Here is a 24532-nt window from a genome sequence, read left to right on the forward strand (position 1 = left end):
TTCGACTACCGGAAAAAATTTTCAACTATTTTTGCGGACAACCCTAAAGTTCCCGAAAGCCCTGCCGTAAAAGGAGGACAACCGGTAATCCGGCCGAAAAAAAATACCAGCGAAGCTGCCATGACCTCCAACGAAGTCCTCTCGATGTACGAAAACATTGCTGGCCTGACCGGCAAGATGGCCGCGGCAGCGCAATCGGACGACTGGAACGGCTTCGACAGCCTGCAGGCGCAATGCGCTACTCAGGCATCCGCCGCCGCGACCGGCGTGCCGGCACTCGAGGGCGCCAAGCGCCTGCGCAAGATCGACCTGCTCAAGCAGATCATGGCCAACGACCGCGCCATCCGCGACATCACCGAACCCTGGATGGGCCAGCTGGACCGCGCCATGTGCGCGCACTGAGCCCTGCCCTCATCATGAAAAAAGCGCCTGCGGGCGCTTTTTTTTATTGCCTAAAACTTTTTCCTGAACACCGGCGCATCGACGCACGGCGCACAAAACAAAAAAGGCGCCCGGAGGCGCCTTCCTGCTGCGACCGGCGTGAAGCCGATCGCATGAATTCGGAGAGCAACACCAGAAACCTGGTGCTGCCTCTTTGCCGGTTGCATCCGGCGTCCGCTGCCGCTGTTGGCAAACGTGACCGCTTCCGGAAACAGGCATCTTGCGACGTACATCCGGTACCCGCGCCACGCTATCGGTGGTGGCTGCGCCGGCCTCTGTTCCGTTTTGTGGTTTTGACAACCAACGAACCCAGTATATATCAAATTTTTAACTTGTGTAGACTGATTCGTGCGCGTCCCCTGTCGGGCTAGCTGTCGGCGTTTTCCAGGGCCGGCTCGACCGCTTCCGGCGCCGCCTGCTTGCGGTTACCCGGCATCAGGCGCTCCTTCACCGAGGCCATGAAGCCCGGTTTCGGCACGCCCTCAGGCGCATCCGGCTCCGATGCCTTTGCCATGCGATGCAGCCTCGCCGGCTTGTGCTCTTTCGGGATCTTGCCGAAGCTCGAACGCTTGCGGCGGCGCAGGAGTGCGACGGCCAGGCCCGCCAGCGCGAGGCCGGCCGCCAGCGCGCCGCCGATCAGGCCCCATGGGGTTTCCGGCTCCGGTGGCGGCGGCGCCTTCTTCGCCTTGAGGATGCGCGGCGCGCCTTTCGGTGCGGGTGGCGCGGCAGGTGCGGCGGCGGCATGCGCAGCGGCGGCAGGCGTGGGCGACGGCGTCGCGCCGGCCGCGACTTGCAGCCCCTTCATCTTTGCTTCGAGCCGGCCGAGTTGGTCGTGCAGGGCGGCATTCTTTTCGCCCAGCGCGGTGCAGGCGTTCAGCTGCGCATCGGCCGGCTGCGGGGTGCAGGCGGCGGGCGCCTCCGGCGCTTTCGCAGGAGCCGCAATGGGCGCCGGCTTCCTGGCAGGCGCTGCCTTGACGGGTGCCATGGCCTTGGCGACCGGCTTGCGCACCGGCGCGGCCGAAGCGCTCCCGTCCACGTACTCCTCGCCCTCATGCAAGGCGGCTTGGGGACGCGCCACGGGAACGCTCCGGCGCGATGCGGCCTGGACTGGTGCCGGCAGCGGCGCAGCGACGGCCGGCGTGGGCGCGGCCACAGGAGGCGGCGCCGGGCTCGGATCCGGCGTCAGCCACAAGGTCACCAGGCGCACCGTGCGCTGGCCGCCATCGACCAGTTCGAGGTAGACGTGCAGGTGGCGGCTCTCGACCGGTTTGAGCGTGCTTAAGTGCAGGAACTGGCGGCCGCCCTGGCGCATCACATTCAGGTGCAGGCCGGAGAGTACGGCCGGCATGGCGATGTTGGCGCCCCGGTAGACGTCGGGATGGGCCAGGCGCACCCCGACCGGCGTCCCCGCATCCTCGATCATCGTCAGCTCGACGTCCGCCACCAGCTGCTGGCCGATGTGGGACTGCATCTTCGCCTCGCCCAGTTCGGCGGCATGGGTACCGGCGGCGCAGGCGAACAGAAGGCTGGCAGTGATGTGAGAAGCGCGGATCGGCATGGGAAGGGAAATGTGGTGCCTAAGCGTCATTAACGGGTGTTCGGCTACACTCTTTAGCTCAGACGCCAAATAAACAAGAGGACAAGCTCATGGATAACCGGATAGAAAAAGACAGCTTCGGCCCGATCGAGGTTCCGGCCGGGCGGCTGTGGGGTGCGCAGACCCAGCGCTCCCTGCACCACTTCCATATTTCGACCGAAAAGATGGCGCCGGAACTGGTCGCCGCGCTGGCCCAGGTCAAGCGCGCGGCCGCCGCCGTCAACCGCTCGCTCGGCAAGCTCCCGCGCGACAAGGCCGACGCCATCATCGCGGCCGCCGACGAAGTGCTGGAGGGGCGTTATCCGGACGAGTTCCCGCTGGCCGTGTGGCAGACCGGCTCCGGTACCCAGAGCAACATGAACATGAACGAGGTGCTGGCCAACCGCGCCTCCGAGCTGATGGGAGGCGAACGCGGCGAAGCGCGCCTGCTGCACCCGAACGACCACGTCAACATGGGGCAGTCCTCGAACGACATCTTCCCCACCGCGATGCACGTGGCGGCGGCGCAGGCGGTGTCGAAAGACGTGCTGCCGGCGCTGGCGCGCCTGCGCGGCACCCTGCAGGTGAAGTCGCGCGACTTCGCCGACATCGTCAAGATCGGCCGCACCCACCTGCAGGACGCCACGCCCCTGACCCTGGGCCAGGAATTCTCCGGCTATGTCGCCCAGCTCGAGTTCGCGGAAAGCGCGATCAAATCCTCCCTGTCCGGCCTGCTGTTGCTGGCGGCGGGTGGCACGGCGGTCGGCACCGGCCTCAACGCGCATCCCGATTTCGCGCCGCGCATCGCCGCCGAACTCGGTTCGCGCACGGGACTGGCCTTCAAGACCGCCCCCAACAAGTTCGCCGCCCTCGCCGGCCACGACGCGCTGGTGAGCAGCCATGGCGCCCTCAAGACCCTGGCCACGGCGCTCATGAAAATCGCCAACGACGTGCGCTGGATGGCTTCCGGCCCGCGCTCGGGCCTCGGGGAAATCACGATCCCGGAAAACGAGCCGGGCAGCTCGATCATGCCGGGCAAGGTCAATCCGACCCAGTGCGAAGCGCTGACGATGCTGTGCTGCCAGGTGTTCGGCAACGACGTCGCGCTGACGGTGGGCGCCTCGCAGGGCAATTTCGAGCTGAACGTGTTCAAGCCGATGATCGCGCATAACTTCCTGCAAAGCGCGCGCCTGCTGGCCGACGGCATGCGTTCCTTCGACGAGCATTGCGCCAAGGGAATCGAGCCGAACCACGGCCGCATCGGCGAGCTCATGGAGCGCTCGCTGATGCTCGTGACCGCACTGGCGCCGCACATCGGGTATGATCGCGCCGCGCAGATTGCCAAGCATGCGCAGCACGAAGGCATCACGCTGCGCGAAGCGGCCCTGCAATCGGGCCACGTCAGCGAGGAACAGTTCGGGCAGTGGATCGTTCCGATGGACATGACGCGGCCCGATCCGGCCTGAGCCATAAGGAGCCGCCGCGCGCCGGCTGGCTCCCCTTCGCCACTCATGCGAGGCCAAGCGTGCGCCCCACAATTTTTCCCGAGGATAGTATGCAAAAGACAACTTTCGAACTGACATCCGAGTTCGTCGAGCTCAACCAGCTGTTGAAACTGGTCGGCTTGGTGGACAGCGGCGGCGCCGGCAAGAACATGGTGGCCAGCGGCGCGGTGTCGGTCGATGGCAAGCAGGAGCTGCGCAAGACCGCAAAGATTCGCACCGGACAGACTGTCACCGTAGGCGACGTGCGGATCTCGGTGCAGTAGGCGGGACTGCCGGCCTCTACGGCACACGTTTGCGCGCAGACAAACGCGACCGGTGGTCCTTGTTTATATTTTAAGCGTGACCAACCGGCTTAAGGTGACGGCAATGGAAACCCCGCAAGATAACCCGCAAACCCAGGAACGGCTGATCGGCGATCTGCGCCTCGTGATCGAGAACGCGGAAGAGCTGCTGAAAAACACCGATCAGTACACCAGCGTCCTGTACCAGAACGCGCGCGCCAAGCTCGCCATGGCGCTCAACGCGGCCAACGAAGAACTCGAACGCTTCGAAGACGCCCAGCTGAGTCGCATGATGGAGGCGACACGCCAGGCCAACGAGCGTTATGCCGACCTGACCGGCGAAGCACGCGTCTTGCGGGCTTTCCACTGAGTTTTTCCAGCGCTGCTGCGGCGCCGAGAGGCGCCGCGTTTCGTTTACGTTCCTGTTTTTGATACCCGCTCGGGTATGCGTAGGCACGAAAACGCGTGGAGTCGGGACTCCACCCTACGATCAGCTGGTTTCGTAGGGTGGAGTCCCGACTCCACGCGGCATTGAACTTCGCACACCGCCCGGCCACGTTCGGCCACGGCCGGATTCAGGCAGTCGTATTGATCGTATTCCCCAGATGCGCCGGCAAATTCTGGATCGGCTGCGGCGGCTGGATGGCGTCGAGCATCTGGGTGGCCATCGACTTCTGCATGTCCTGCTGTTTCTTCAGCATGGTCAGCGCCACTTCCTGCTTGTTGCCCGTTTCGGCAATGGTGGTGGACAACTTGGCGATCGCGGCGACATCCATGGTGGACTCCTGATGAGGGTTATCCTCCGTTAACGGCAGGCGTTCCAGGAACTTGAGCGTCCAGCCCCATCCATTCGATGAGCCACGTCAAAACATTGTCGGGCGTATTCAGGTCCAGCCAGGCCTGCCCTGCCGCACCCGGCATGGACGGCGGCGCATCCGAGGCCACCGCCACCACCAGCGGGTCGTCGGTGTAGAGCGGCGCGCGGCCGAGGGCCGGGCGGAAGACCTCGAGCTTGGGCAGCGGTTCCCACTTGTAGCCTTCGACCAGGGTCAGGTCGGCCGGGGCCAGGCGGGCAAGCTGCTCGGCCAGCGGCGGTTCGCGTTCGCCGCGCAGCTCGCGCAGGATGGCGTAGCGGTAGGGAGAGGCGATCATCACCTCGGCCGCCCCAGCCATGCGCAGGCGCGCGCTGTCCTTGTGCGGCGGCTCGAGTTCGATGTCGTGGTGGCTGTGCTTGACGATGTTCACGTGCAGCCCGCGTGCGGCCAGCTGCCCCACCAGGAATTCGAGCAGCGTCGTCTTGCCGCTGCCCGACCAGCCGACGACGGCCAACACGGGGCCGGCCTGCCCTATCCGGGAATCAGTAAGCGACACGGTAGCGGGTGCCCCGGTAATTCATGACCGCGTACTTCGGCATCAGGCGTTCCAGCACCAGGCCAGGCGCCAGCTCTTCTCCCTCGCGGCGCAGCATCTTGTCGACCAACAGCAGGCGATCGGCCGGATTCGGCGAATAGATGTAGCCGCCGACGGCGACCTTCGGCACCTCGCGCTGGAGCGCTTCCGGCAGCTGCTGCAGCGTACGCAGGTTTTCCTCGGCAACCGGATCAGGCGCGCGCACCACCGGCGCGCTTTCCGCAGCACGGGCCGGGGCCGGCGCCGGCAGGTAGACCGCTTGCGGCGCGGCCTCCGGGACGGCGACGACGGGTGGCGCGGCGGCAGGCCGGGGCGCTGGAGTTGGCGCAGGCTTCGACACGGCGGGCGTTGGCGCAGGGGCGGCCTTAGGCACGGCAGGCGCCGGGGCCGGCGCGGCAACCGGCTCGTTCCTGGGGACAGGCGCCGGCGCGGCCGGTGTGCTCTCCGGTTGGGTCTCTGGTGCGGGCACAACCGGCGCAACCGGCGCTTGCGTCGCCGCGGCAGGCAGACCGCTCCCGGCCTGTGCCAGCACGGCCGGCTGCCCTGGTGCCGGCGTGTTCCCGCGCCAGGCCAGCCCGGCAGCGACGGCGGCGATCAGGGCGCCGGCCCCGAGCCCGATCCACAAAGGCTTGCGATTGGCCGGCGCCGCACTGGCCGGCACATGGACGGGCGCGGGCGTGTGGATGTCCGGCGCATGGCCCAGCTGGCGTTCGGCTTGCGCCTTCTTGAGTGCTTCGAGAATGTACGACATCTTATTGTCCCGTCCCGGCGGCGGCGAGCAGGCGCGGCTCCTCCACCCCGGTCAGCTGGTTGAGGCGGATATAGGTGCGCGGGCCGGCGACGCCGTCCGCGGTCAAGCCTTGTTGCTGCTGGAAGGCGCGCAGCTGGCCCTGGGTGCGCGCATCGAACGGCCGTTGCGCGGCCGGCGCAGGCGTGCGCCCGGCTTCGGCCAGGCGGGCGGCGATCCAGTCCACGTCCGGCCCCTGGTCGCCGAGCGCCAGCTGGTCGCGGAAGTTGCGCGGCATCTTCCAGAAGGTGGTGTACTCGCCGGTAAAGCGCGGCGCGAGCTGCGCCAGCTCGACCCGCTCGCGCTGGCGGCCGGTGTCGATCGTCACGCCGGTGGCATCCATCCCGACCAGCACCGCGTAACGCGTAGCCGCCCCTTCTCGCAGCGTGATCACGGCCGGGCGGTCGAGCTGGCGCAGTTCGAAGATGCCGCCGCGCCCCTGGTGGCAGCGCAGGTCGATCCGGTAGGCGATCTCGCAGGGCGCGCCCTCGGGCAGCGCGCGGCCCCAGCGCGTGGCCAGGGCGCGCAGTGCCGCCGCCTCGTCGGCGCGGCCCAGCGCCAGGACTGCCGGCGCGCGCCCCGCGGCCGGCCTGGCGGCGGCCAGCACCACGCCCTTTGCGGCCGGCGCGGCGCCTGGTGTCACCCGGGCCGCAGTCTGCTCCGACTTGGCCGGCGCCGCGGCACGCGGCAGCACCTGCCACGCGACGGCCGCGCTCAGCGCCGCCCCGGCGAGGACGCCGCCGGCGACCAGCGGCCAGCGCACCGGGGCAGATACCGGCGCCGCGTCCTCGCCCGCGAACACCTCGGCGGCGGCGGTACGCACGATCTTCGGCGTCGCCTCGCGGCTGTTTTCCACATAGGCGCCGAGCAGCGCGCGGTCGCACAGCAGGTTGATCCGGCGCGGCACCCCGCCGCTGATCCGGTGGATCAGCGGCACCACCGCGGCCGGAAACACCGGCGCGCCCTGCGCACCCGCCACCGCCATCCGGTGCGCGATGTAGGCGCCGGTCTCCGCCTCCGACAGCGGGCCGAGGTGGTAGCGCGCGATCACGCGCTGGGCCAGCTGCTCCAGCTCGGGACGCGCCAGCATCGTGCGCAGCTCGGGCTGGCCGATCAGGATAATCTGCAGCAGCTTGCGCTCGCTGGTCTCCAGGTTGGTCAGCAGGCGCAGCTGCTCGAGCACGTCCGTCGAGAGGTTCTGGGCCTCGTCGATGACGAGCACGTTGTTGCGCCCCTGCGCATGCGATTCCAGCAGGTAGGCGTTAATCGCATCCACATAGCCCTTGACCCCGCCCTGCCCGCTTGGCGCGGCGATGCGGAATTCCTCGCATACCGACTGGAGCAATTCGCCGACCGTCAGCTTCGGATTGAAGATATAGGCCAGCCGGCAGTTCTCCGGCACCTGTTCGATGAAGCAGCGGCAGACCGTGGTCTTGCCGGCGCCGATCTCGCCCGTCAGCAGCACGAAGCCGCCGCCGCTGTTGATGCCGTAGAGCAGGTGCGCCAGCGCCTCGCGGTGGCGCTCGCTCATGAACAGGTAGCGCGGATCGGGCGCGATCGAGAACGGGGCCTGCTTCAGGCTGAAGTAATGGGTGTACATGAAGGGAACGTACCTAACGGCCTGGAGGCAAGGGTTTATACCTCGCGCAGTATATTTTGGATTTGCCGTTGTGATAAGCGATGACGCTGCCCGGGTTCGAAACCCTCAAAGGAAAGGGAGACGCGTCGGCCGGCAGGTGGCGCAGGCCGGCGCCGGCGCGGACGGCTTCTTCCAGCTCTTCCGGCTTGCCGTCGACGATTGCAGCGATGAAGGTCATCGGATTGGTGTCGTCGCTCACCATCACCTCGCTCACGGGTTTACCCCACAGCGTGGCCTCGACCTTGAACCAATGCGCCCCGCCCTCCTGCTTGTAGGCCGGACCGAAGGCGGTGGTGAGCCAGGCGTGAAAATGGGCGTTGTCGAGATGGCTGCGGCACAGCAGCGCGCTGCCGACGAGGGGGCCGAAAGTGGATGGCGCCGCGTGGACGCAGTTGCACGCCAATGCGAGCAGGCCGGCTGCGGCGGCGCGCCGGATCACAGCTTCGACAGCCAGTCGCGGTTGGCGGCGATCTTCGCCTTGGCCGATGCCGGCAGGGCCTCGTAGCAGCCGGGATGCTGCTTGAGCGCGTGCTCGCGGACCTCTTTCTCGAGGCCATTGACGATAAACACGTAGACGGTGGCGCCCTCGCTGTTCTTGCGCGTGCCCATGTAACGAATCACTGCTTTCTCCTCACTTGACTGCCGCATTATGACACTTGCGGCACGGGCCGGTAGCGCGTTGGGGCCGCAGGAGGCTGTCTTGTGCGCGGGCGCTTGGGAGGAAGTGTTGCTTTGGGGCCACGCAGGTGAACGCGTGGAGTCGGGGACTCCCCCTACATCTCGGGAATTCCGTTCACCGCCTTTCTTTGACGGTTGATACCGCGATTTTGCACGTCCATCGGTTGCGCTGCCCAGGCTGCGGCGCTTTGCCTTATCGTAACGGTTCCCGAATACACAACAACAACGAGGACACCCGTGAATACCCGAATCAAGCACACCGCCATCGGCGCACTCCTGCTCTGCGTGGGCGTCGCCGGCATGCAGGGCGTGACCGCCCAGGAAGCGCAGGAAAAAGCGCGTCGTGACGAGCGCAAGGAAGCGCGCCAGGCCGTCGTCGTCGACCAGCGCAAGGTCGGCGCCTTCAACGCCATCGAACTGGCCGGTCCCTTCCGCGTCATCGTCAGCGAAGGCGCGCCGCATCTCGAACTGTCGGGCGAGCCGAAGCAACTGGCCGAGATCGAGAGCGAAGTGCGCGGCGGCACGCTGATCGTGCGCCAGCGCTCGCGTTCCGGTATTCACTTCAGCTTCGGCAAGCGCGACCGGCGCGAGGAAGTCGTCGTGCGCATCGGCGCGGCCGGCCTGAAAAGCCTCAGCACCAGCGGCAGCGGCGACGTCGAACTCGAATCGATCGGCGGCGAACGCTTCGTGTTCGCCTCGCAAGGTCCGGGCGACGTCCGCGCCCGCGGCACCGTGCGCGACCTGCGCGTGACCAGCAGCGGCAGCGGCGACCTCGAACTGCGCGGCGTCAAGGCGGCGAACGTCGAGCTGGCGATGTCCGGTCCCGGCGACGTGCACCTGGGCGCGGTCGGCAACGAGCTGGCGGCGCGCGTCTCCGGCTCGGGCGACTTCGAGGTCGACGAGCTGCGCGTGGGCCGCGCGGTGGCCCAGGTCAGCGGCCCGGGCAATGCCAGCCTGCGCGGCAGCGCCCGCGAGCTGCGGGTGGAAGTCACCGGCTCGGGCGACTTCGACGGCTGCGGCCTGAACGTCGAAAAGCTCGGCAGCGTGCAGCGCGGACCGGGCAATGTCTGCGTCGCCGGCACCATCCGCCAGTTCGAAGCCGAAGTGCACGGCTCGGGCGACCTGGAAGCCCGCGGACTGCAAGCCGGCCGCGCCATCCTGCGCATGAGCGGCCCGGGCAGCACCAGGCTGTCCGGCAGCGCCGACGAACTGCGCGCGGACATCAAAGGCTCGGGCGAACTCGAGGCCGAGCGCCTGTCCGTCAAGAACGCGATGATCGCCAGCGGCGGCCCCGGCAACGTGGCCCTGGCAACCGTATCGGACACGCTCGACGCCACGCTGCACGGCTCGGGCGACCTGTCGGCCGCGGTCGAGGGCAAGCGCGTCATGCTCAAGATGAGCGGTCCCGGCAACGTGCGCCTGGAAGGCCGCGCCGACCGCATCAACGCCGAGCTGAGCGGCTCCGGCACCCTGCAGGCGCGCCGCCTGACCGTGCGCCAGACCGACATCAACGTGCGCGGCCCGGGCACGGCGGCGGTGAACATGCTGCGCGATGGCGACGGTGGACGCCGCGACGAGCTGGTGCTGGTCGAGCGCGGCGGCCGGCGCCAGGTCGACTGAGGCAGCAGGCTCCCACAACAAGCACGCGGCTCCGCTCGCGTGCTTTTTTATACGCTCAGCAATACCACTTCATCTGATTTACAATACCAGTTAGATACCTGTTGACAAGCTCAACCCGCCTCCCTATAGTGCCCTGACCTCCCTCCGGCACCTATTTCACCCATGATCGAATACCTCATCGGCGTCGACGGCGGCGGCACCGGCACCCGTGTGCGCTTGGCGCGTCCCAGCGGCGAAGAACTGGCGCAAGCCAGCGCCGGCCCCTCCGGCCTCTCCCACGGCATCGCCAATGCCTGGACCACCATCCTCGGCGCCATCGGCGAAGCCTGCGCGGTGGCCGACATCGGCTCCCCTCCCCTGGCCTCGATGGCGATCGGCCTGGGCCTGGCCGGGGTCCACAACAAGGACTGGGCGGCGCAATTCGTCGCCGCCGATCCCGGCTTCGCGGCGCTGGTGCTCGACACCGACGGCTTCACGACGCTGATGGGCGCGCACGGCGGCCAGCCGGGGGCGATCGTCGCGATCGGCACCGGCAGCGTCGGCGAAGCGATGCTGGCGGACGGCACCAAGGTGGAAGTCGGCGGCTGGGGCTTCCCGGCCGGCGACGAGGCCAGCGGCGCCTGGATGGGGTTGCGCGCGCTGAACCACATCGAACAGGTATTGGACGGACGTGTCGAAGGCGGCGCCTTTGCGCGCGAAGTCATCGCCGAATGCGGCGGCAACCGCGACGCCGTGCAGATCTGGCTCGGACGCGCCAACCAGACCGCCTACGCGGGCCTGGCGCGCTTCGTGGTGCTGCATGCGGCGAGCGATCCGGTCGCGCGCGCCATCCTCGAACACGCCGGCCAGGAAGCGGCCAGCATCGCCGACGCCCTCGACCGCAGCCATACGCTGCCGCTCGCCCTGTGCGGCGGCCTGGGCGAAGTGCTGATGGACTGGCTGCCGCCGGCCACGCGGGCGCGCTGCCTGGCGCCCCAGGGCGATTCGGCGCGCGGCGCCCTCCTCATGATCGAACGACACCTGCAAGGAGCCGCCCGATGAAAGGCAACATCCTCACCCCCGGCGGCTGGGTTCATGGCGAACTGCACCACCAGGCGCTGATTGAAGCCATCAACGGCACGCCGGTCGACCCGGACGCCAACGACGACGATTACATCCTGCCCGGCTTCATCGACGTGCACGTGCACGGCGGCGCGGGCCGCGACATGATGGAAGGCGGCGACGCGCCGCACGTCATCGCCGCCCTGCACGCGAAGCATGGCACCACCAGCCTGCTCGCCACCACCATGACGGCGCCGCCCGAGGACATCGAGCGCGCGCTGGCTGCCATCGGCGCGGCCGTCGAGACGCGCGGCAAGAACGAGGCGCGCATCCTCGGCGTGCACCTGGAAGGTCCGTACATCAACTCGGCCAAGCTAGGCGCCCAGCCGCCCTTCGCGAAGGAAGCGACGCTGGCCGAAGTGAAGGCCTACCAGCGCCTGGCGCCGATGCGCGTGATCACAGTCGCGCCCGAGATCCACGGCCACCTGGAACTGGTGCGGCTGCTGGCCGACGCCGGCATCCGGGTCCAGGTCGGCCACACCAGCGGCTCCTACGAGGACGGCGTCGCCGCCCTGGAGCACGGCGCGGCGGGCTTCACCCACCTGTTCAACGCGATGCCGGGCCTGCACCACCGCGAGCCGGGCATGGTCGGCGCGGCGCTGGCCCATGCGCAGTACGCCGAGATCATCCCCGACCTGCTGCACGTGCATCCGGGCGCGATCAAGGTGGCGCTGCGCTCGATCCCGCAGCTGTTCTGCGTGACCGATTCGACGGCGGCCGCCGGCATGCCCGACGGCGAATACATGCTGGGGCGCCAGGTCGTCCACAAGTGCATGGGCGGCGTGCGCCTGGCCGACGGGACCCTGGCCGGCTCCACGCTCACCATGGATGGCGCGCTGCGCAACCTGGTCAAGATCGGCCTGAGCCTGGCGGAAGCCTCGCGCCGCGTCTCGACGAATGCCGCCGACTACCTCGGCGAAACCCGGCGCGGGCGGCTTGCCCCCGGCTGCCATGCCGACATCGTGGTGCTCGACCGCGCACTGAATATCAAAGCTGTGTACATAGAAGGAGAAGTGCTGTGAGTGCGTCTGAAACCGAATCGACTACTTCGCTGATGCTGCAGGAAGCCATGTCCGCCGGCGACTGCGTCGCCCGCCAGCTGAGCCAGGACGTGGAACGCTATGCGGAGCTCGGGCGCACGCTGAGGTCGGCCAACTTCCACAGCGCCGTCACCGTCGCGCGCGGCAGCTCGGACCACGCGTCGAGCTATGTCGCCTACCTGATCATGTCGCGCATGGGGCGCCTCGTCACCTCGCTGCCGATGTCGCTCATCACGCTGTACAAGTCGCCGCTGGTCACGCGCGACACGCTGGCGATCTCGATCTCGCAATCGGGCCAGAGCCCGGACGTGGTCGAGCCGATCCGCTACTTCCGCGACGGCGGCGCCACCACCGTGGCCCTGGTCAACGATGCGGAGTCGCCCCTGGCGCAAACGGCCGCCTGGGCGATGCCCCTGCATGCCGGCAAAGAGCAGAGCGTGGCCGCGACCAAGAGCTTCATCACCAGCCTGGTGGCCGGCGCGCGCCTGGTCGCCGAATGGCAGGACGACGCCGAACTGAAGGCGGGTCTCGCCGCCCTGCCGGACGACCTGCGGGCGGCGGCGCAGGTAGACTGGTCGGCGGCGATCGAGGTGCTGGCCCCGGCGCGCAACATCATGGTTGTCGGGCGCGGCATCAGCTTCCCCGTCGCGCTGGAAGCGGCCCTGAAGTTCAAGGAGACCTCGGCCCTGCAGGCCGAAGCCTTCTCCGGCGCCGAGATCAAGCACGGCCCGATGGCGCTGATCGAGGACGGCTACCCGCTGCTGATCTTCGCCACCCGAGGCCCGGCCCAGGCCAGCCTGGTGGCCCTGGCGATCGAGATGCGCGGGCGCGGCGCACGCGTGCTGCTGGCGGCGCCCGAGGACGTGGCCGAACGCGACCTGACGCTGCCGGTGGCCGCGACGCCGGACCTCGATCCGATCGTCGCGATCCAGGCCTTCTACGTGATGGCCGCCAAACTGTCGAAGGCGCGCGGGCTCGACCCGGACCGTCCGCGCCACCTGAGCAAGGTAACCAGGACCAATTAAACACTGCAAGGCGCGACATGAACGAACTGAATGACGACCTGAGACAACTCGCCGGCCAGCTGATCATGGTGCGCCTCTTCGGCACCGAACTGGACGAAGACACCGCGACCTTCCTGGCGCAGAACCGCGTGCGCGGCGCCTGCCTGTTCCGCCAGAACATGACGGACGCAAGCCAGCTGACCCGCCTCACCGGCGCCCTGCGCAAGGTGATGGGGCCGGGCGCGCTGATCGCCCTCGACCAGGAAGGCGGCGCCGTCGTGCGCTCGACCTGGGTCCCGGCGCCGCCGTCGGCGATGGCGCTCGGCGCGGCGGGCGACCCGCTGCTTGCGCGCGAGGTCGGCGCGGCCGTGGCGCGTGCCGTGCGTTCGCTCGGCTTCAACTGGAACTTCGCGCCGGTCCTCGACCTGAACAACAACCCGGACAACCCGGTGATCGCCGAGCGGTCGTTCGGGGCCGACCCGGACACCGCGACGCGCATGGCCTTGGCGTGGATGGAAGGCAGCCAGTCCGAGGGCGTGGCCTGCTGCGTCAAGCACTTCCCCGGCCACGGCGACACCCACGTCGACTCCCACCGCGCACTGCCCACTGTCGACAAGCCGCTCGATGAACTGGAGCGCTTCGAATTCGCGCCCTTCCGCATGGCGGCCCAAGGGGACAAGGCCGCTCCCGCGATGATGACCGCGCACATCGTCTACCCGGCCCTCGACCCTGAGTACCCGGCCACGATGTCGCGCCCCATCCTGACGGGCATCCTGCGCGAAGGCTGGAACTACCAGGGCGTGATCATCACCGACGGCATGGACATGCACGCGATCGCGCATCGCTACGGCGTCGGCCAGGCCGCCGTGCGCGCGCTGGTGGCCGGCGCCGACATGGTCATGGCGATCGGCCCGCGCGAGACCCAGCTGGAAACCATCGAGGCGATCGCGGCGGCGATTGCCTCGGGCGAGCTGCCGATGCCGGAAGTCGAAGCGCGCCTGGCCCGCCTGGCGAAGCTGGCGCAGGCCTACCCCGCCGGACCGGCCGCGCGCCCCGCCGCCGCCATCGCGGCCGGCAGCCCGGCCGTCGCGACCGGCGAGGCCCCGGGTGCCGACGAAGCCCCGATCTACACCACCGACCTCGAGGACCGCGCGCTGATGGCGCGCGCATGGCGGCGCGCCCTGAGCGCGCGCGGACCCGTCACCCGGCCGCAGGTGGGCGGGCGCGTGCGCCTGGTGGCGCGCCAGGACGTGGTCAGCGACGGCGTCTCCGAGGCCGGCGTGCCGGCGGCGGGCATCGCCGCCTCGCTGGCCCAGCTCTACGAGGTGGAACTGGTGACCTTCGCCGATGCCGACAGCTTCGACTGGAGCACGCTGCCGCAGGACGGCCGCTTCACCATCCTCGCCTCGACCTCGCGCCGCCGCTACGGCCCCCACGCGCGCGACACCTGGCGCCCCGACCTGCACCTGGCCCTGTGGAACCCCTACCAGGCGCTCGACATCGCGGCTCCGGCCCTGATGACCTACGGCTTCGCCGCACCGGCGCTGGCCGCGGTCAACGCCTGGCTGGCGGGCGAGATCGAGGCCGAGGGGCGCTGTCCGGTACCTGGGTTTTAGAAGACCTGCAACGCCTGATGTGTCCGGCGTTCAATAATGCATGAGCGGCGGCCGGTTTCGCGGTAACGCAATGTAACGGCCCGCCCTGCCCGCCTGCACCTGCGGCACAATTGCGCCGCAGGGTCCCGGGCATTTATGGGACAATGCGCGTTTGCACAAGATTGGCAAAACTGCCATCATGCCGCGGATTCGCACCACTTATCCTGAACCGCTTATCTTTTAGAAGGATCATTCATGTCCCATTTCCGCCTCGCTCGCCTTTGCCTGCTGCTGGCTGCCGTCGGCCTGAACACTGCGCCCGCCCTGATGACGAGCGCCCACGCGCAGCGCACCGAAGCGCCTGAAGCCGCCAAGCCGAACACCGTTCGCCCAGAGATGGCCAAGCTGTTCGACCCGGCGCAAGTGCAGCCCCTGATCACCGCCAAGAATTTCACCGAGCTGCAGAACCGCATCAACCAGGCCGAAGCGCTGCCGAACAAGACGCCGTATGAAGCCTACGTCACCACCCGCATGAAGATGGTGCACGCTTCGGTCACCGGCAACGACGCCTCGTTCGTGTCGCTCGCCGACCAGGTGCTGCAGTCGGGCTTCGAGCCGAAGGACTCGCAATCGAAGCTGGTGCTGGCCCTGGCCGACACGCAATACAAGCTGAAGAACTACGGCGGCACGGTGGAACAGCTCAAGCGCTACGAATCGATGGGCGGCGACATGACGACCGCACGTCCGCTGCTGCTGCGCGCCTACTACCTGAACAAGGACTACGCGAACGCCAAGACCCAGCTGCTGCAGACCATCGCCGACGCTGAAAAGGCCGGCAAGGCACCGACCGAGGAAGAACTGAAGCTCCTGCGCAGCGCCGCCAACGAGAGCAAGGACAACGCCGCGTACGAGACCGCCGTCCAGAAGATGATCGCGTACTACCCGAGCGACGACATGTGGAACGAACTGATTCGCGTCAGCGTGATCAAGAAGCCGGGCTTCAGCCAGGACAACTACATGCCGGTGCTGCGCCTGCAGCACGCCGTCACCAAGACGATGCGCGAGGAAGACTACGTCGACCTGGCCGAAAGCGCGCTGCGCGACGGCTTCCCGACCGAAGCGAAGAACGTGCTCGACGCAGGCTACGCCGCCGGCGTGCTGGGCAAGGGCGGCAACGCCAAGGCCCACGATGCCCTGCGCAGCCGCGCCAACAAGGGTGCCGCCGACGACGCGAAGAACATCGCCGCCGGCGAAGCCTCGGCCGCCAAGTCGAAGAACGGCGCCGGCCTGGTCAACCTGGGTTGGGCGTACTCCACGATGGGCCAGCACGACAAGGGCATCGGCTTCATCCAGCAGGGTATCGCCAAGGGCGGCCTGAAGCAGCCTGACGAAGCCAAGATCCGCCTCGCCGCGGCCCAGGCCAAGGCCGGCCGCAAGGACGAAGCGATCAAGACCTTCGAGAGCGTGAAAGCCGGCGGCGGCCTGTCCGACGTCGCACGCGTCTGGGCCATGTCGCTGCGCCAGCCGACCGGCGCCGCAGGTGCCGCTCCTGCCGCCGCTGCCGCTCCTGCCGCAGGCCAGTAAGTCCTGCCGCGTCGCAGTACCAAAGAAGCGGGTAGCGCCACTGGCGCCGCCCGCTTTTTTTTATGCATCTTGCGTACGCAAGCGTACATTCGCATAAGCAGGCTTTGCCGATAATCGTCTCCATTCCGATGGAGGGCGCATGACAATCGTACGCAAGGGCCAGGCGCCCGCCAGGCTGGAACGCGAGGCGTTCCGCAACAAGTTCATGGAAGGCTTTTTCGACCCCGCCTTCGAGGCCGTGGCCGGGGAACTCGAGCGCATCGAGGAAATCGCCTGGCAGGCCTACCGCGACAAGCGCAAGGCGCCGCGCACCGTGAAAGCCGGGCCGGGTTTCGCCGATCCGGACTACGACCTGTCGATCGAATGGAAGCAGGCGCGCGACCGCCTGCTGGCGGCCGAAGCCCGGCAAAAGGATGCCGCGACGCCGAGCCGCGTCCTGCTCGTCAACGCCTCGGCGCGCAACGACGGCACCTGTCCCGGCGAGATCTCGAAGACCTGGCGCCTGTCGAACATGGCGCGCCAGGCCCTACTTGCCGAGGGAATCGAGGTCGACCTGCTCGACCTGTCGCGCCTCACTTCCGACTACGACCGCCACATCCACCCCTGCAAGGCCTGCGCGTCGACCGCGATGCCCTTGTGCCACTGGCCGTGCAGCTGCTACCCCAACCACGCCGAGCGCCAGACCGGCGACTGGATGAACGAGATCTACGAGCGCTGGGTCGCCGCGCACGGCATCCTGATCCTCACGCCCGTGTACTGGTACCAGGCGCCGTCGACCCTGAAGCTGATGATCGACCGCCTGGTATGCGCCGACGGCGGCAATCCCGACCCGACGTCGACGCAGGGCAAGGACGCGGCAAAGGCCAAGGAGATCGAGCTGGCCGGCTGGGACTACCCTAAGCACCTGGCTGGGCGCGCCTTCGGGCTGGTGGTGCACGGCGACGTCGCCGGCATCGAAGGCACGCGGCGCTCGCTGTCGGACTGGCTGAACTGGATGGGACTGGTGGACTCCGGCAGCTTCGGCCAGCTCGACCGCTTCGTCGGCTACTACGAGTCCTATGCCGACAGCCACGCGGCGCTCGACCGCGATACCGCCTTCCAGGAAGAAGTGCGCAACGTGGCGCGCGCCGTGGCGCTGACGGTGCAGGACCTGCGCGCGGGACGTGTAGTGCCGCCGGCATCGCGTCTGCGCACGCCGAGGCCGAAATAAGGCTTCCGGCTACGGGCAGTTCTCGAGTTAATGTCGAGAAATATTACAGCTTCGTGATTGCAAAATTGAAAAGATTTCCAAGTGCATGATTTACCGGAAGTTTTAAATCCGGCACAACTATTGCTTCCTTATGCGCGCCTTCGGGCGTCCATTTCTATAAAGGGAGCATATGTTCAAGAAAGTATTGGCAGTCATCGTCACTGCCCTGGCCTGCAATAGTGCATCGGCCGGTTTCATCCAATATGACGTCGATGCACGGTTCAGCGACGGCACCTCGCTCGATGGATTCTTCGTCCAGGATACGAATGACAAGGCCATCGCGTATTACGAGCTGTTTGCCAATGGCAGCGAAGCGGCACCTGCAACCTGGTACTCCCCCTCAGGCCTGTTCGCCAACATCCTCAGCGCCCACCGCAACTTCTATCACGCCGGACCTACCAGCTTTACCTTGTTCAGTGATCTGTCGGATGCCTACTACGCAACACTGGAGCTGTCCTTCCGCATGGGCGCGAACGGCGGCGTGCACGTGGCCGGTTCAGAGCGCACGACGCCCTACTCCTACGCCGCCGAGTGGGGCGCGGAGCCTTCCTGGCGCCGCATTGTCGGTGGCAACGTGACGCTGGGAGAGATCGATGCGGGGCTGCTGGCGTCACTGGAAGCCGGCGAGAACGGCGGCCTGGAACATATCGTCCCGACCCCGATGCCCGAGCCGGGCAGCCTGGCCCTGCTCGCCATCGGCATCCTGGGCGCGGCCGGCATGCGCCGCCGGCGCCCGGCCTGATCGAGTCAGATGGCGGTGAACCCGCCATCCACCGCCAGCTCGTGCCCGGTGACGAAGGAAGAACTACCCGAGCACAGCCACAGCACGGCATCGGCGACTTCGCCGGGCTCGGCGAAACGTCCCATCGGGTGGGCTGCGCGCAGCTTCTTGTCGGCGCCCGGTTCGCGCCCGACGGCGCGCGCCAGCATCGGCGTGCGCACCGCGCCGGGACAGACGGCATTGACGCGGATGCCGTCCTTTGCGTAATCGAGCGCCGCGCTTTTGGTCAGGCCGGCCAGCGCATGCTTGCTGGCCGCGTAGGCCGACTGGCCAGGCGCGCCGACCAGGCCAAAGGCGGACGACAGGTTGACGATCGCGCCGCCGCCGCCCTTCACCATCTGGCGGATCTGGTACTTCATCGACAGCCAGACGCCCTTCACGTTCACGTCCATGATGCGGTCGAAGTGCTCTTCGTCGATGTCGGCCAGGCGCAGGCCCTCCTCTTGCACGCCGGCGCAGTTGACGGCGCAGTCGAGCCGCCCGTAGTGGTGCACGGTCTTGTCGACCAGGGTTTCGACTTCCTGCGCGCGCGTCACGTTCGCCTGCACGAACAGCGCCTTGCCGCCCTGCTGGACGATCGTCGCCGCCGTGGCGTGGCCGCCGTCGACCGACACATCGGCGATCACCACCGAAGCCCCGGCGCGCCCGAAGGCCAGCGCCACGGCGCGGCCGATGCCGCCGGCGGCGCCGGTGACGAGGACGACCTTGCCGTTGAAAGCGTTAGCGGCCGGGGTGGCGTCCGGGGTGGCGTCCGGCCTCTGCTTGATACTTCCCTTCATGTACTGCTGCTCCTGCGTTGCCGCGTGATGCTCAAAGGCAACATGATAGCGGGACGGCGCACAATCATCAAATGTGCGCGGCCCCGCGGCGGGCAGGTGTTGCGTGCCTGCCCACCGCCGCTGTCGGTCCAACTCAGGGCTTCGCGCCGCCGGCGACCTTGACCGGCGCCCCTTTCGCCTTCTCCTGGTCGCCCGCCACGACGACCGACAGCTTGGCCGGGTCGATGGCCTTGCGGAAGGCGGCGTTCAGCTGCGGCAGCGTGACGGCCATCAGCTTGTCCTCGAACTGGCGCGACCAGGCATAGGTGCGGTCGCGGTACAGGTAGGCGGTCCAGCCGGCGGCCAGCGCGCCATCCTCGGTGCGGGTCTGCTGGCGCTGCTGCATCAGGCCCGATTTCGCGCCCGCCAGCTCGGCGGTGGTGAACCCGTCCTTGACCGCACGCGCCAGTTCCTCGCGCACGGCGGCGTCCAGGCGTTGCAGGTTCTGGGGCGCGGCGATGGCGCTGATGCCGAAGCCCCCTGCCCGGTCCAGGTCGCCGGCGTCGAGCTGCGAGCCGCCGCCGTAGGACAGGCCGTCCTTCTGGCGGATGCGGTCCATCAGGCGCGAGCGCAGGCCGCCTTCGCCGAAGATGTAATTGGCCAGCATCAGCGCCGGGTAATCGGGGTCGTCGATGTTCAGATCGAGGTTCAGGCGCGCCAGGTAGATGCCGTTTTCCTTGTCCGGCGTGTCGAGCGTCTGCTTCGTCGGCGCGATCTCGGCGTGGCGGCGCAGTATCGGCGCCACGTTCGCCTGCGCGCGCCAGTTGCCGAACAGTTCCTCGACCAGCGGCGCGATTGCCGTGGCGTCGAAGTCGCCGACGATCGCCATCTCGGCCGGCACCGTGCCGTAGTACGTGCGGTGGAAGGCGCGCAGGTCGTCCAGGCTGGCCGCCTGCAGTTCGGCCATGTCTTCGTCGAAGCTGTTCGCGTGGCGCACGTCGCCCTTCGGATACAGGTTGAAATGGCTGGACAGCGCGCGCGAGGCCACCGCCTGCGGCTCGGCGCGGCTCGCCTCCAGGCCGACCAGCGACTGGCGCCGCAGCTGCTCGAATTCGGCTTGCGGGAAGGCCGGCTCCTTCAGCACGTGGGCCACCAGGCGCAGCGCCGCGGGCAGGTGCTCGCGCGTGGTCTGGAAATGGGTCAGGCCGCCGGCGATCTTGAGGCGGTCGAATTCGTCGGCCAGCTGTTCGCGCGTGTAGCGGCTGGTGCCGCGCACCAGCATGGCGGACGTCAGCTCGGGAACGGCGCCCTTGCCGAACAGATTCTGCTCGTCGCCCATGTGCTGGCGCAGGTTCACCGTCACCGCCTCGCCGCGGTTCTTCTTCGGCAGCAGGGCCAGCTTGACGCCGCCCGCTTTCGTGACGCGGGTGCGCTTCAGGATGTTTTCCTGGGTCGGCTCGAAGTCTTCCGCCACCAGGGTCGAGGCGTTCGGCTTGAAATTCTTGAGGATGCTCTCCACGCTCGGCGCCGGCGGGATCACGGCGCGTTGCGGCGACTCTTCCGGCACGAAGATGCCGGTGACGCGGTTGTCGCGCGTGAAGTAGCGCTTCGAGGCGGCCGCCACCTCCGCCGCCGTGATCGTCTTGATGCGCTCGCGCCCGGTGAAGAACAGGCGCCAGTCGCCCAGCGCGATGGTTTCCGACAGGGCGACGCCGACGCGCTGGGGGTCGTTCAGGCTGCGCTCCATCTCGTTCTCGTACATGCGGCGCACGCGCGCCATCTCGTCCGGCGTGGGCGGCTTGCTCGCAAAACCTTCGACCGCTTCGGTCAGCGCCTGGCGCACCGGCTCGATCGGCTCGCCCTTCTTGACGATCGCGCCGACGTACTGCAGGCCGGGCGCGTAGCCGGTTTCGCCGAAGGTGAACACCTGGCTCGCCTCGCCGGTCTCGACCAGGCTCTTGTGCAGGCGGCCGGTCGGCACGTCGCCCAGGATGCTCGATGCGAAGGCCATCACGTCGCTGTCGTCGTGCACGCTCGACGGCACCTTGTAGCCGAGCATGACGATCTGGACATCGCCCTGGCGCCGCACGGCGAAACTGCGCTCGCCGTCCTGGGTCGGCTCGACCGTCCAGAACTCGGGCAGCTTGCGCGCCGGTTTCGGGATCGCGCCGAACAGGCGGTTGATCTTCGCCAGCGTCGTGTCGAGATTGAACTTGCCGGCCACCAGCAGCACGGCATTGTCGGGCTGGTAGTAAGTGCGGTAGAAGGCGCGCAGGTTGGCGATCTTGACGTTCTCGATGTCGCTGCGGTTGCCGATGGTCGAGCGGCCATAGCTGTGCCAGTCGTAGGCGACGCTCTGCATGCGCTTGACCAGCACTCCGGTCGGCGAATTCTCGCCGCTTTCGAACTCGTTGCGCACGACCGTCATTTCCGAATCGAGGTCCTTCTGGGCGATGAAGGAGCCGGTCATCCGGTCCGCTTCCATCTGCAGCGCCCAGTCGAGGTTGGCGGGCGTGGCCTGGAACACCTCGTAGTAATTGGTGCGGTCGAGCGAGGTGGTGCCGTTGAAATCCATGCCGCGGTCGGCGAACTGGCGGGTGATGTCCGGATTCTTCTTCGAGCCCTTGAACAGCAGGTGCTCGAGCAGGTGGGCCATGCCGGTTTCGCCGTAGTTCTCGTGGCGCGAGCCGACCAGGTAGGTGACGTTTACGGTGACGGTCGGGCGCGAGTTGTCGGGAAACAGCAGCACCTTCAGTCCGTTGGCCAAGCGGTATTCGGTGATGCCCTCGACCGAGGCGCCCAGCGTGACGCCCTTCGGCAGCGCCGCGGCCAGTGCCGGGCCCGCTGCCAGGAAGGCGAAGGCGCCCGCGATCAGGTGCGCAGGCAGCCCGCGCTTGAAACTCGTGAAAATCATGTCGTCCCGTCAGTTGTGCGCCATGTGGACGCGCGCACGCCGCCCCTGCGGCGCGCGAACGGCGATGGTAACAGATGGTCGCTTTTGGAGATGCCGCCACGCACTAATGCGGTGCGGACCAGGATGCGATCGGGACGATCGGGAAAGCCGCGGCGGCGGTGACCGGCCAGGGCCTAGTGCCGCGCCCGTTTCTCGTGTGCCTGCTGGCTGCCGCTGATGCGCGAGAGGTCGCCCATTTCCTCCGCGAGGAATTCGAGCAGGTCGTCGGCGCTGACGATCCCGGCCAGCGCGCCGCGGTGGTTGACCACCGGCACCCGGCGTATCCCGCGCAGGCGCATGTGCTCGATGGTCTGGTAGACGTCGTCCTCTTCGCGGCAGGTGAGCAGGTCGTCGGTCATGATGTCGCCGACCAGCAGGCTGGCCGGATCGAGCCCGAGGGCGATGACGGAAACGACGATGTCGCGGTCGGTGACGATGCCGACCGGAATATCGTCATCTTCGACGCGGTCGACGACGACCAGGTCGCCGACATGGTGCTTGCGCATCAGGAGCGCGGCGGCCTGGACGGTTTCGTCGCGCGTGCAACTGATCGTGTCGGCGGTACAGATGTCGCTGATGTTCATGGTGGCCTCCCCTGGCAATGAATGGACAGGTTGCAGGGAGCGGCGGCGGAAATCGTGTTGTCGGGTCGCCTGTATGCACCCTGACAGAATGAAATTAGTGCAGGAAATGTCGGCATGTTTGATCTGCGTCAAACGTGCCCAGCAACTGCGTAAGCAGTCAGGCCTTCTTGTCGCCCGGCAGCTCGACGAAGCAGGCGTCGACCACCTGCAGGTCGTTATCCTTGGCGAAATTGACGACAAAGTGATACGCCAGCGGTTCGGCTTTTTGCAGCGCGTTGTTGACGACGACGGCCTTGACGCCGTTCACGACGGTCGGGTGGACGTAAGGAGAAAACTGGAGGTGGGCATGGCGGCCGCCGCTGCCTTCGGGGCGGAAGCAGGACATGACGCCGCACAGGCGCTCGGCCCAGTCGCTGGGACGGAACTGCTTGCCCTTGGAAGTGAGGCCCAGGATGAAGAACTCGCCATTGGCGCTTTCCTTCCCGGTATGCGGTAACTCGGCCATAACCCTGCTTGCTGAATGCGTGGAGGAGAACAACCAGTATTATATCTTATAGAAGACTTGGGGTGGACCTCGGTACGCTCCGTGGCAACCAGGCCCAGAAGGTTTTCCTCAACCCAACCAGACCATACTTGAGAGCAGCAGGAGCAGAATCATCCATAGTATCAGGGCGCGCCAAACAAGTCCTACCGTGCTTTGCAACGCGCGCAGGCTGGGTTCTTCGCCGGGGAGGACCTCGTTTTCCGAATCGCTCAGGTCAACCAGGGCGGCGTCGACGGGCAGCAGCTGGGGGGCGTTCTCGTTCGGGGTGCCGAGGCGCACGCCCATCGCCCCGCCGCCGGCGGCGAGGATGATGCCGCGCGATTCGTCGGCCCAGCGGTTGGCGAAATTGCGCCAGGCATAGATGGCGTCCTCGAAATTGCCGACCACGGCAAAGGCGATGGCGGTCAGGCGCACCGGGATCCAGTCGATCCAGTAGAAGGCCTTGGCGGCGAACTGGCCGAAGGCTTCGTTACGCATGTGCTCGGGCTCGTTCCAGGCGCGGGCCAGGTATTCGGAAACACGGTAAAGCACGGCGCAGGCGGGGCCGGCCGGCATCAGGAACCAGAAGAACACGCCGAACACGCTGCGGTGCGTCGTGATGAGCGACTTCTCGACGGCGATGCGGGCAATCTCGGTGGTGTCCATGCCGACGGTGTCGATCCGCGCCCACTCGGCCAGCAGCGCGCGCGCCGTGGCTTCGTCGCCGTTGTTCAGGGCCAGCTGGATCGACGTGAAGTAATGGCTGTAGTGGCGGAAACCGAGCGTCAGGTAGACGATGGCCACGTTCCATGCGAAGGCCAGGAACACGAGGCCGAAATATTGCAGCACCCAATAGACGAGCGCGACCGGCAGCACCAGCACCGCCATCATCAGGAACCAGCCCATGCGGCCATTCTTCGGCTCACCCGCGTTGAACCAGCCCTCGATGCGCATCGCCAGGCCCTTGATGCCGCCATAGACCTGGTTGTCTGCGCGCAGGGGTTTCAACTGCTCGATGAGCAGGGCGCACAGGATGGAAAAAAATGTCATGCAAGTCCTTCTTTTGTTATGGCAATACAACGCTGCCCGCTACGATAGCGCAGGTGCACGCCATAATCAAATGTGGACTAGTAAGCAATTGTTTATTGCGGCCAACTGAACCCGGAGGCAAGGGCTCGATGCCAGGTCATGAAACGCATTGGGTTGAATCAGACAGTACCTGTGTGCAGCGGTTCCAAACGCGTGGAGTCGGGACTCCACCCTTGTATCTTGATCGTGTTGGTGGTTAGCTACCACCAATCGAGGCGAAGACGAGCTTGACTCCACCCTGAAGGCACTGACCTTGCTGCGTAGATAAAGCCTTCGCCTCACCCCACACTACTGAAAACACTGGACGGTATCCAAGGGCCTGGACCCTGCATGT

The 24532-nt window shown here is 67.2% G+C and carries 24 protein-coding genes; 12 read left to right on the forward strand and 12 right to left on the reverse strand.

All coding sequences use genetic code 11. The features are described 5' to 3' along the window. Nucleotides 1-120: 120 nt before the first annotated feature. Nucleotides 121-402 (forward strand): flagellar protein FliT, encoded by a 282-nt coding sequence (locus tag ACWCIA_RS21990; protein WP_454166616.1) that lies wholly within the window; start codon nt 121-123, stop codon nt 400-402. 406 nt (nt 403-808) lie between these two features. Here ACWCIA_RS21990 and ACWCIA_RS21995 read toward each other — a convergent pair whose 3' ends face one another. Next, complete coding sequence (locus ACWCIA_RS21995) at nt 809-2029, reverse strand: FimV/HubP-related protein (protein ID WP_454166617.1); 1221 nt, start codon at nt 2027-2029, stop codon at nt 809-811. Nucleotides 2030-2088: 59 nt separating this feature from the next. Between ACWCIA_RS21995 and fumC the strand changes: the two genes are divergently transcribed. From fumC to ACWCIA_RS22010, 3 genes are all read left to right on the forward strand, one after another. Beyond that, nucleotides 2089-3483, forward strand: coding sequence for a class II fumarate hydratase (gene fumC / locus ACWCIA_RS22000; RefSeq protein ID WP_454166618.1), 1395 nt, complete (start codon nt 2089-2091; stop codon nt 3481-3483). 89 nt (nt 3484-3572) lie between these two features. Beyond that, nucleotides 3573-3785 (forward strand): RNA-binding S4 domain-containing protein, encoded by a 213-nt coding sequence (locus ACWCIA_RS22005; protein WP_454166619.1) that lies wholly within the window; start codon nt 3573-3575, stop codon nt 3783-3785. A gap of 103 nt (nt 3786-3888) precedes the next feature. Further along, the gene (locus tag ACWCIA_RS22010; protein ID WP_454166620.1) at nt 3889-4173 is read left to right on the forward strand and encodes a DUF883 family protein; all 285 of its coding nucleotides are present in this window, start codon (nt 3889-3891) and stop codon (nt 4171-4173) included. 205 nt (nt 4174-4378) lie between these two features. Here ACWCIA_RS22010 and ACWCIA_RS22015 read toward each other — a convergent pair whose 3' ends face one another. The 6 genes from ACWCIA_RS22015 to ACWCIA_RS22040 are packed head-to-tail and all read right to left on the reverse strand — an operon-like array spanning nt 4379 to nt 8260. After that, nucleotides 4379-4579 (reverse strand): YjfB family protein, encoded by a 201-nt coding sequence (locus ACWCIA_RS22015; protein ID WP_454166621.1) that lies wholly within the window; start codon nt 4577-4579, stop codon nt 4379-4381. Nucleotides 4580-4598: 19 nt separating this feature from the next. Then, nucleotides 4599-5135, reverse strand: coding sequence for a molybdopterin-guanine dinucleotide biosynthesis protein B (mobB, locus tag ACWCIA_RS22020; RefSeq protein ID WP_454166622.1), 537 nt, complete (start codon nt 5133-5135; stop codon nt 4599-4601). Nucleotides 5136-5160: 25 nt separating this feature from the next. Further along, nucleotides 5161-5964 (reverse strand): general secretion pathway protein GspB, encoded by an 804-nt coding sequence (locus ACWCIA_RS22025; RefSeq protein ID WP_454166623.1) that lies wholly within the window; start codon nt 5962-5964, stop codon nt 5161-5163. A 1-nt stretch (nt 5965) separates the two neighbouring features. Further along, nucleotides 5966-7600 carry an AAA family ATPase gene (locus tag ACWCIA_RS22030; protein ID WP_454166624.1) on the reverse strand — a complete coding sequence of 545 codons (1635 nt, stop codon included), beginning with the start codon at nt 7598-7600 and terminating at the stop codon, nt 5966-5968. A 13-nt stretch (nt 7601-7613) separates the two neighbouring features. Next, on the reverse strand, nt 7614-8078 hold the full coding sequence (locus ACWCIA_RS22035; protein WP_454166625.1) for a hypothetical protein: 465 nt from the start codon (nt 8076-8078) through the stop codon (nt 7614-7616). Continuing rightward, nucleotides 8075-8260: a hypothetical protein gene (locus tag ACWCIA_RS22040; RefSeq protein ID WP_136219554.1), complete on the reverse strand. Its 186-nt coding sequence runs from the start codon at nt 8258-8260 to the stop codon at nt 8075-8077. Before ACWCIA_RS22040 ends, ACWCIA_RS22035 begins: the two co-directional genes overlap by 4 nt. A 294-nt stretch (nt 8261-8554) precedes the next feature. Between ACWCIA_RS22040 and ACWCIA_RS22045 the strand changes: the two genes are divergently transcribed. From ACWCIA_RS22045 to ACWCIA_RS22080, 8 genes are all read left to right on the forward strand, one after another. Then, on the forward strand, nt 8555-9937 hold the full coding sequence (locus ACWCIA_RS22045) for a GIN domain-containing protein (protein WP_454166626.1): 1383 nt from the start codon (nt 8555-8557) through the stop codon (nt 9935-9937). Nucleotides 9938-10099: 162 nt separating this feature from the next. Then, on the forward strand, nt 10100-10978 hold the full coding sequence (locus ACWCIA_RS22050) for a BadF/BadG/BcrA/BcrD ATPase family protein (RefSeq protein WP_454166627.1): 879 nt from the start codon (nt 10100-10102) through the stop codon (nt 10976-10978). Continuing rightward, on the forward strand, nt 10975-12060 hold the full coding sequence (nagA, locus tag ACWCIA_RS22055; RefSeq protein ID WP_454166628.1) for an N-acetylglucosamine-6-phosphate deacetylase: 1086 nt from the start codon (nt 10975-10977) through the stop codon (nt 12058-12060). The genes ACWCIA_RS22050 and nagA overlap by 4 nt, the downstream gene beginning before the upstream one ends. Before the next feature lie 32 nt (nt 12061-12092). Beyond that, complete coding sequence (locus tag ACWCIA_RS22060; protein WP_454166638.1) at nt 12093-13103, forward strand: SIS domain-containing protein; 1011 nt, start codon at nt 12093-12095, stop codon at nt 13101-13103. Nucleotides 13104-13120: 17 nt separating this feature from the next. Next, nucleotides 13121-14698 (forward strand): glycoside hydrolase family 3 protein, encoded by a 1578-nt coding sequence (locus tag ACWCIA_RS22065; protein WP_454166629.1) that lies wholly within the window; start codon nt 13121-13123, stop codon nt 14696-14698. A 234-nt stretch (nt 14699-14932) separates the two neighbouring features. Beyond that, nucleotides 14933-16261, forward strand: coding sequence for a hypothetical protein (locus ACWCIA_RS22070; protein WP_454166630.1), 1329 nt, complete (start codon nt 14933-14935; stop codon nt 16259-16261). Between the two features lie 139 nt (nt 16262-16400). Beyond that, nucleotides 16401-17471 (forward strand): flavodoxin family protein, encoded by a 1071-nt coding sequence (locus ACWCIA_RS22075; RefSeq protein WP_454166631.1) that lies wholly within the window; start codon nt 16401-16403, stop codon nt 17469-17471. Nucleotides 17472-17640: 169 nt separating this feature from the next. Then, the gene (locus tag ACWCIA_RS22080; protein WP_454166632.1) at nt 17641-18252 is read left to right on the forward strand and encodes a PEP-CTERM sorting domain-containing protein; all 612 of its coding nucleotides are present in this window, start codon (nt 17641-17643) and stop codon (nt 18250-18252) included. A gap of 5 nt (nt 18253-18257) precedes the next feature. On the opposite strand, the gene ACWCIA_RS22085 is transcribed toward ACWCIA_RS22080, so the two are convergent. From ACWCIA_RS22085 to ACWCIA_RS22105, 5 genes are all read right to left on the reverse strand, one after another. Then, nucleotides 18258-19070, reverse strand: a complete 813-nt coding sequence (locus ACWCIA_RS22085; RefSeq protein WP_454166633.1) for an SDR family oxidoreductase — start codon at nt 19068-19070, stop codon at nt 18258-18260. 133 nt (nt 19071-19203) lie between these two features. Beyond that, nucleotides 19204-21963, reverse strand: coding sequence for a M16 family metallopeptidase (locus ACWCIA_RS22090; RefSeq protein WP_454166634.1), 2760 nt, complete (start codon nt 21961-21963; stop codon nt 19204-19206). A 173-nt stretch (nt 21964-22136) separates the two neighbouring features. Beyond that, nucleotides 22137-22586: a CBS domain-containing protein gene (locus ACWCIA_RS22095; RefSeq protein WP_454166635.1), complete on the reverse strand. Its 450-nt coding sequence runs from the start codon at nt 22584-22586 to the stop codon at nt 22137-22139. A gap of 157 nt (nt 22587-22743) precedes the next feature. Then, entirely contained in the window at nt 22744-23091 is a 348-nt protein-coding gene (locus ACWCIA_RS22100; RefSeq protein ID WP_454166636.1) for a DUF3579 domain-containing protein, read from the reverse strand. Between the two features lie 108 nt (nt 23092-23199). Next, a complete protein-coding gene (locus ACWCIA_RS22105; RefSeq protein WP_454166637.1) occupies nt 23200-24159 on the reverse strand; it encodes a CobD/CbiB family protein in 960 nt (319 codons plus the stop codon). Nucleotides 24160-24532: the final 373 nt, after the last annotated feature.

Source organism: Massilia sp. SYSU DXS3249 (assembly GCF_053668055.1).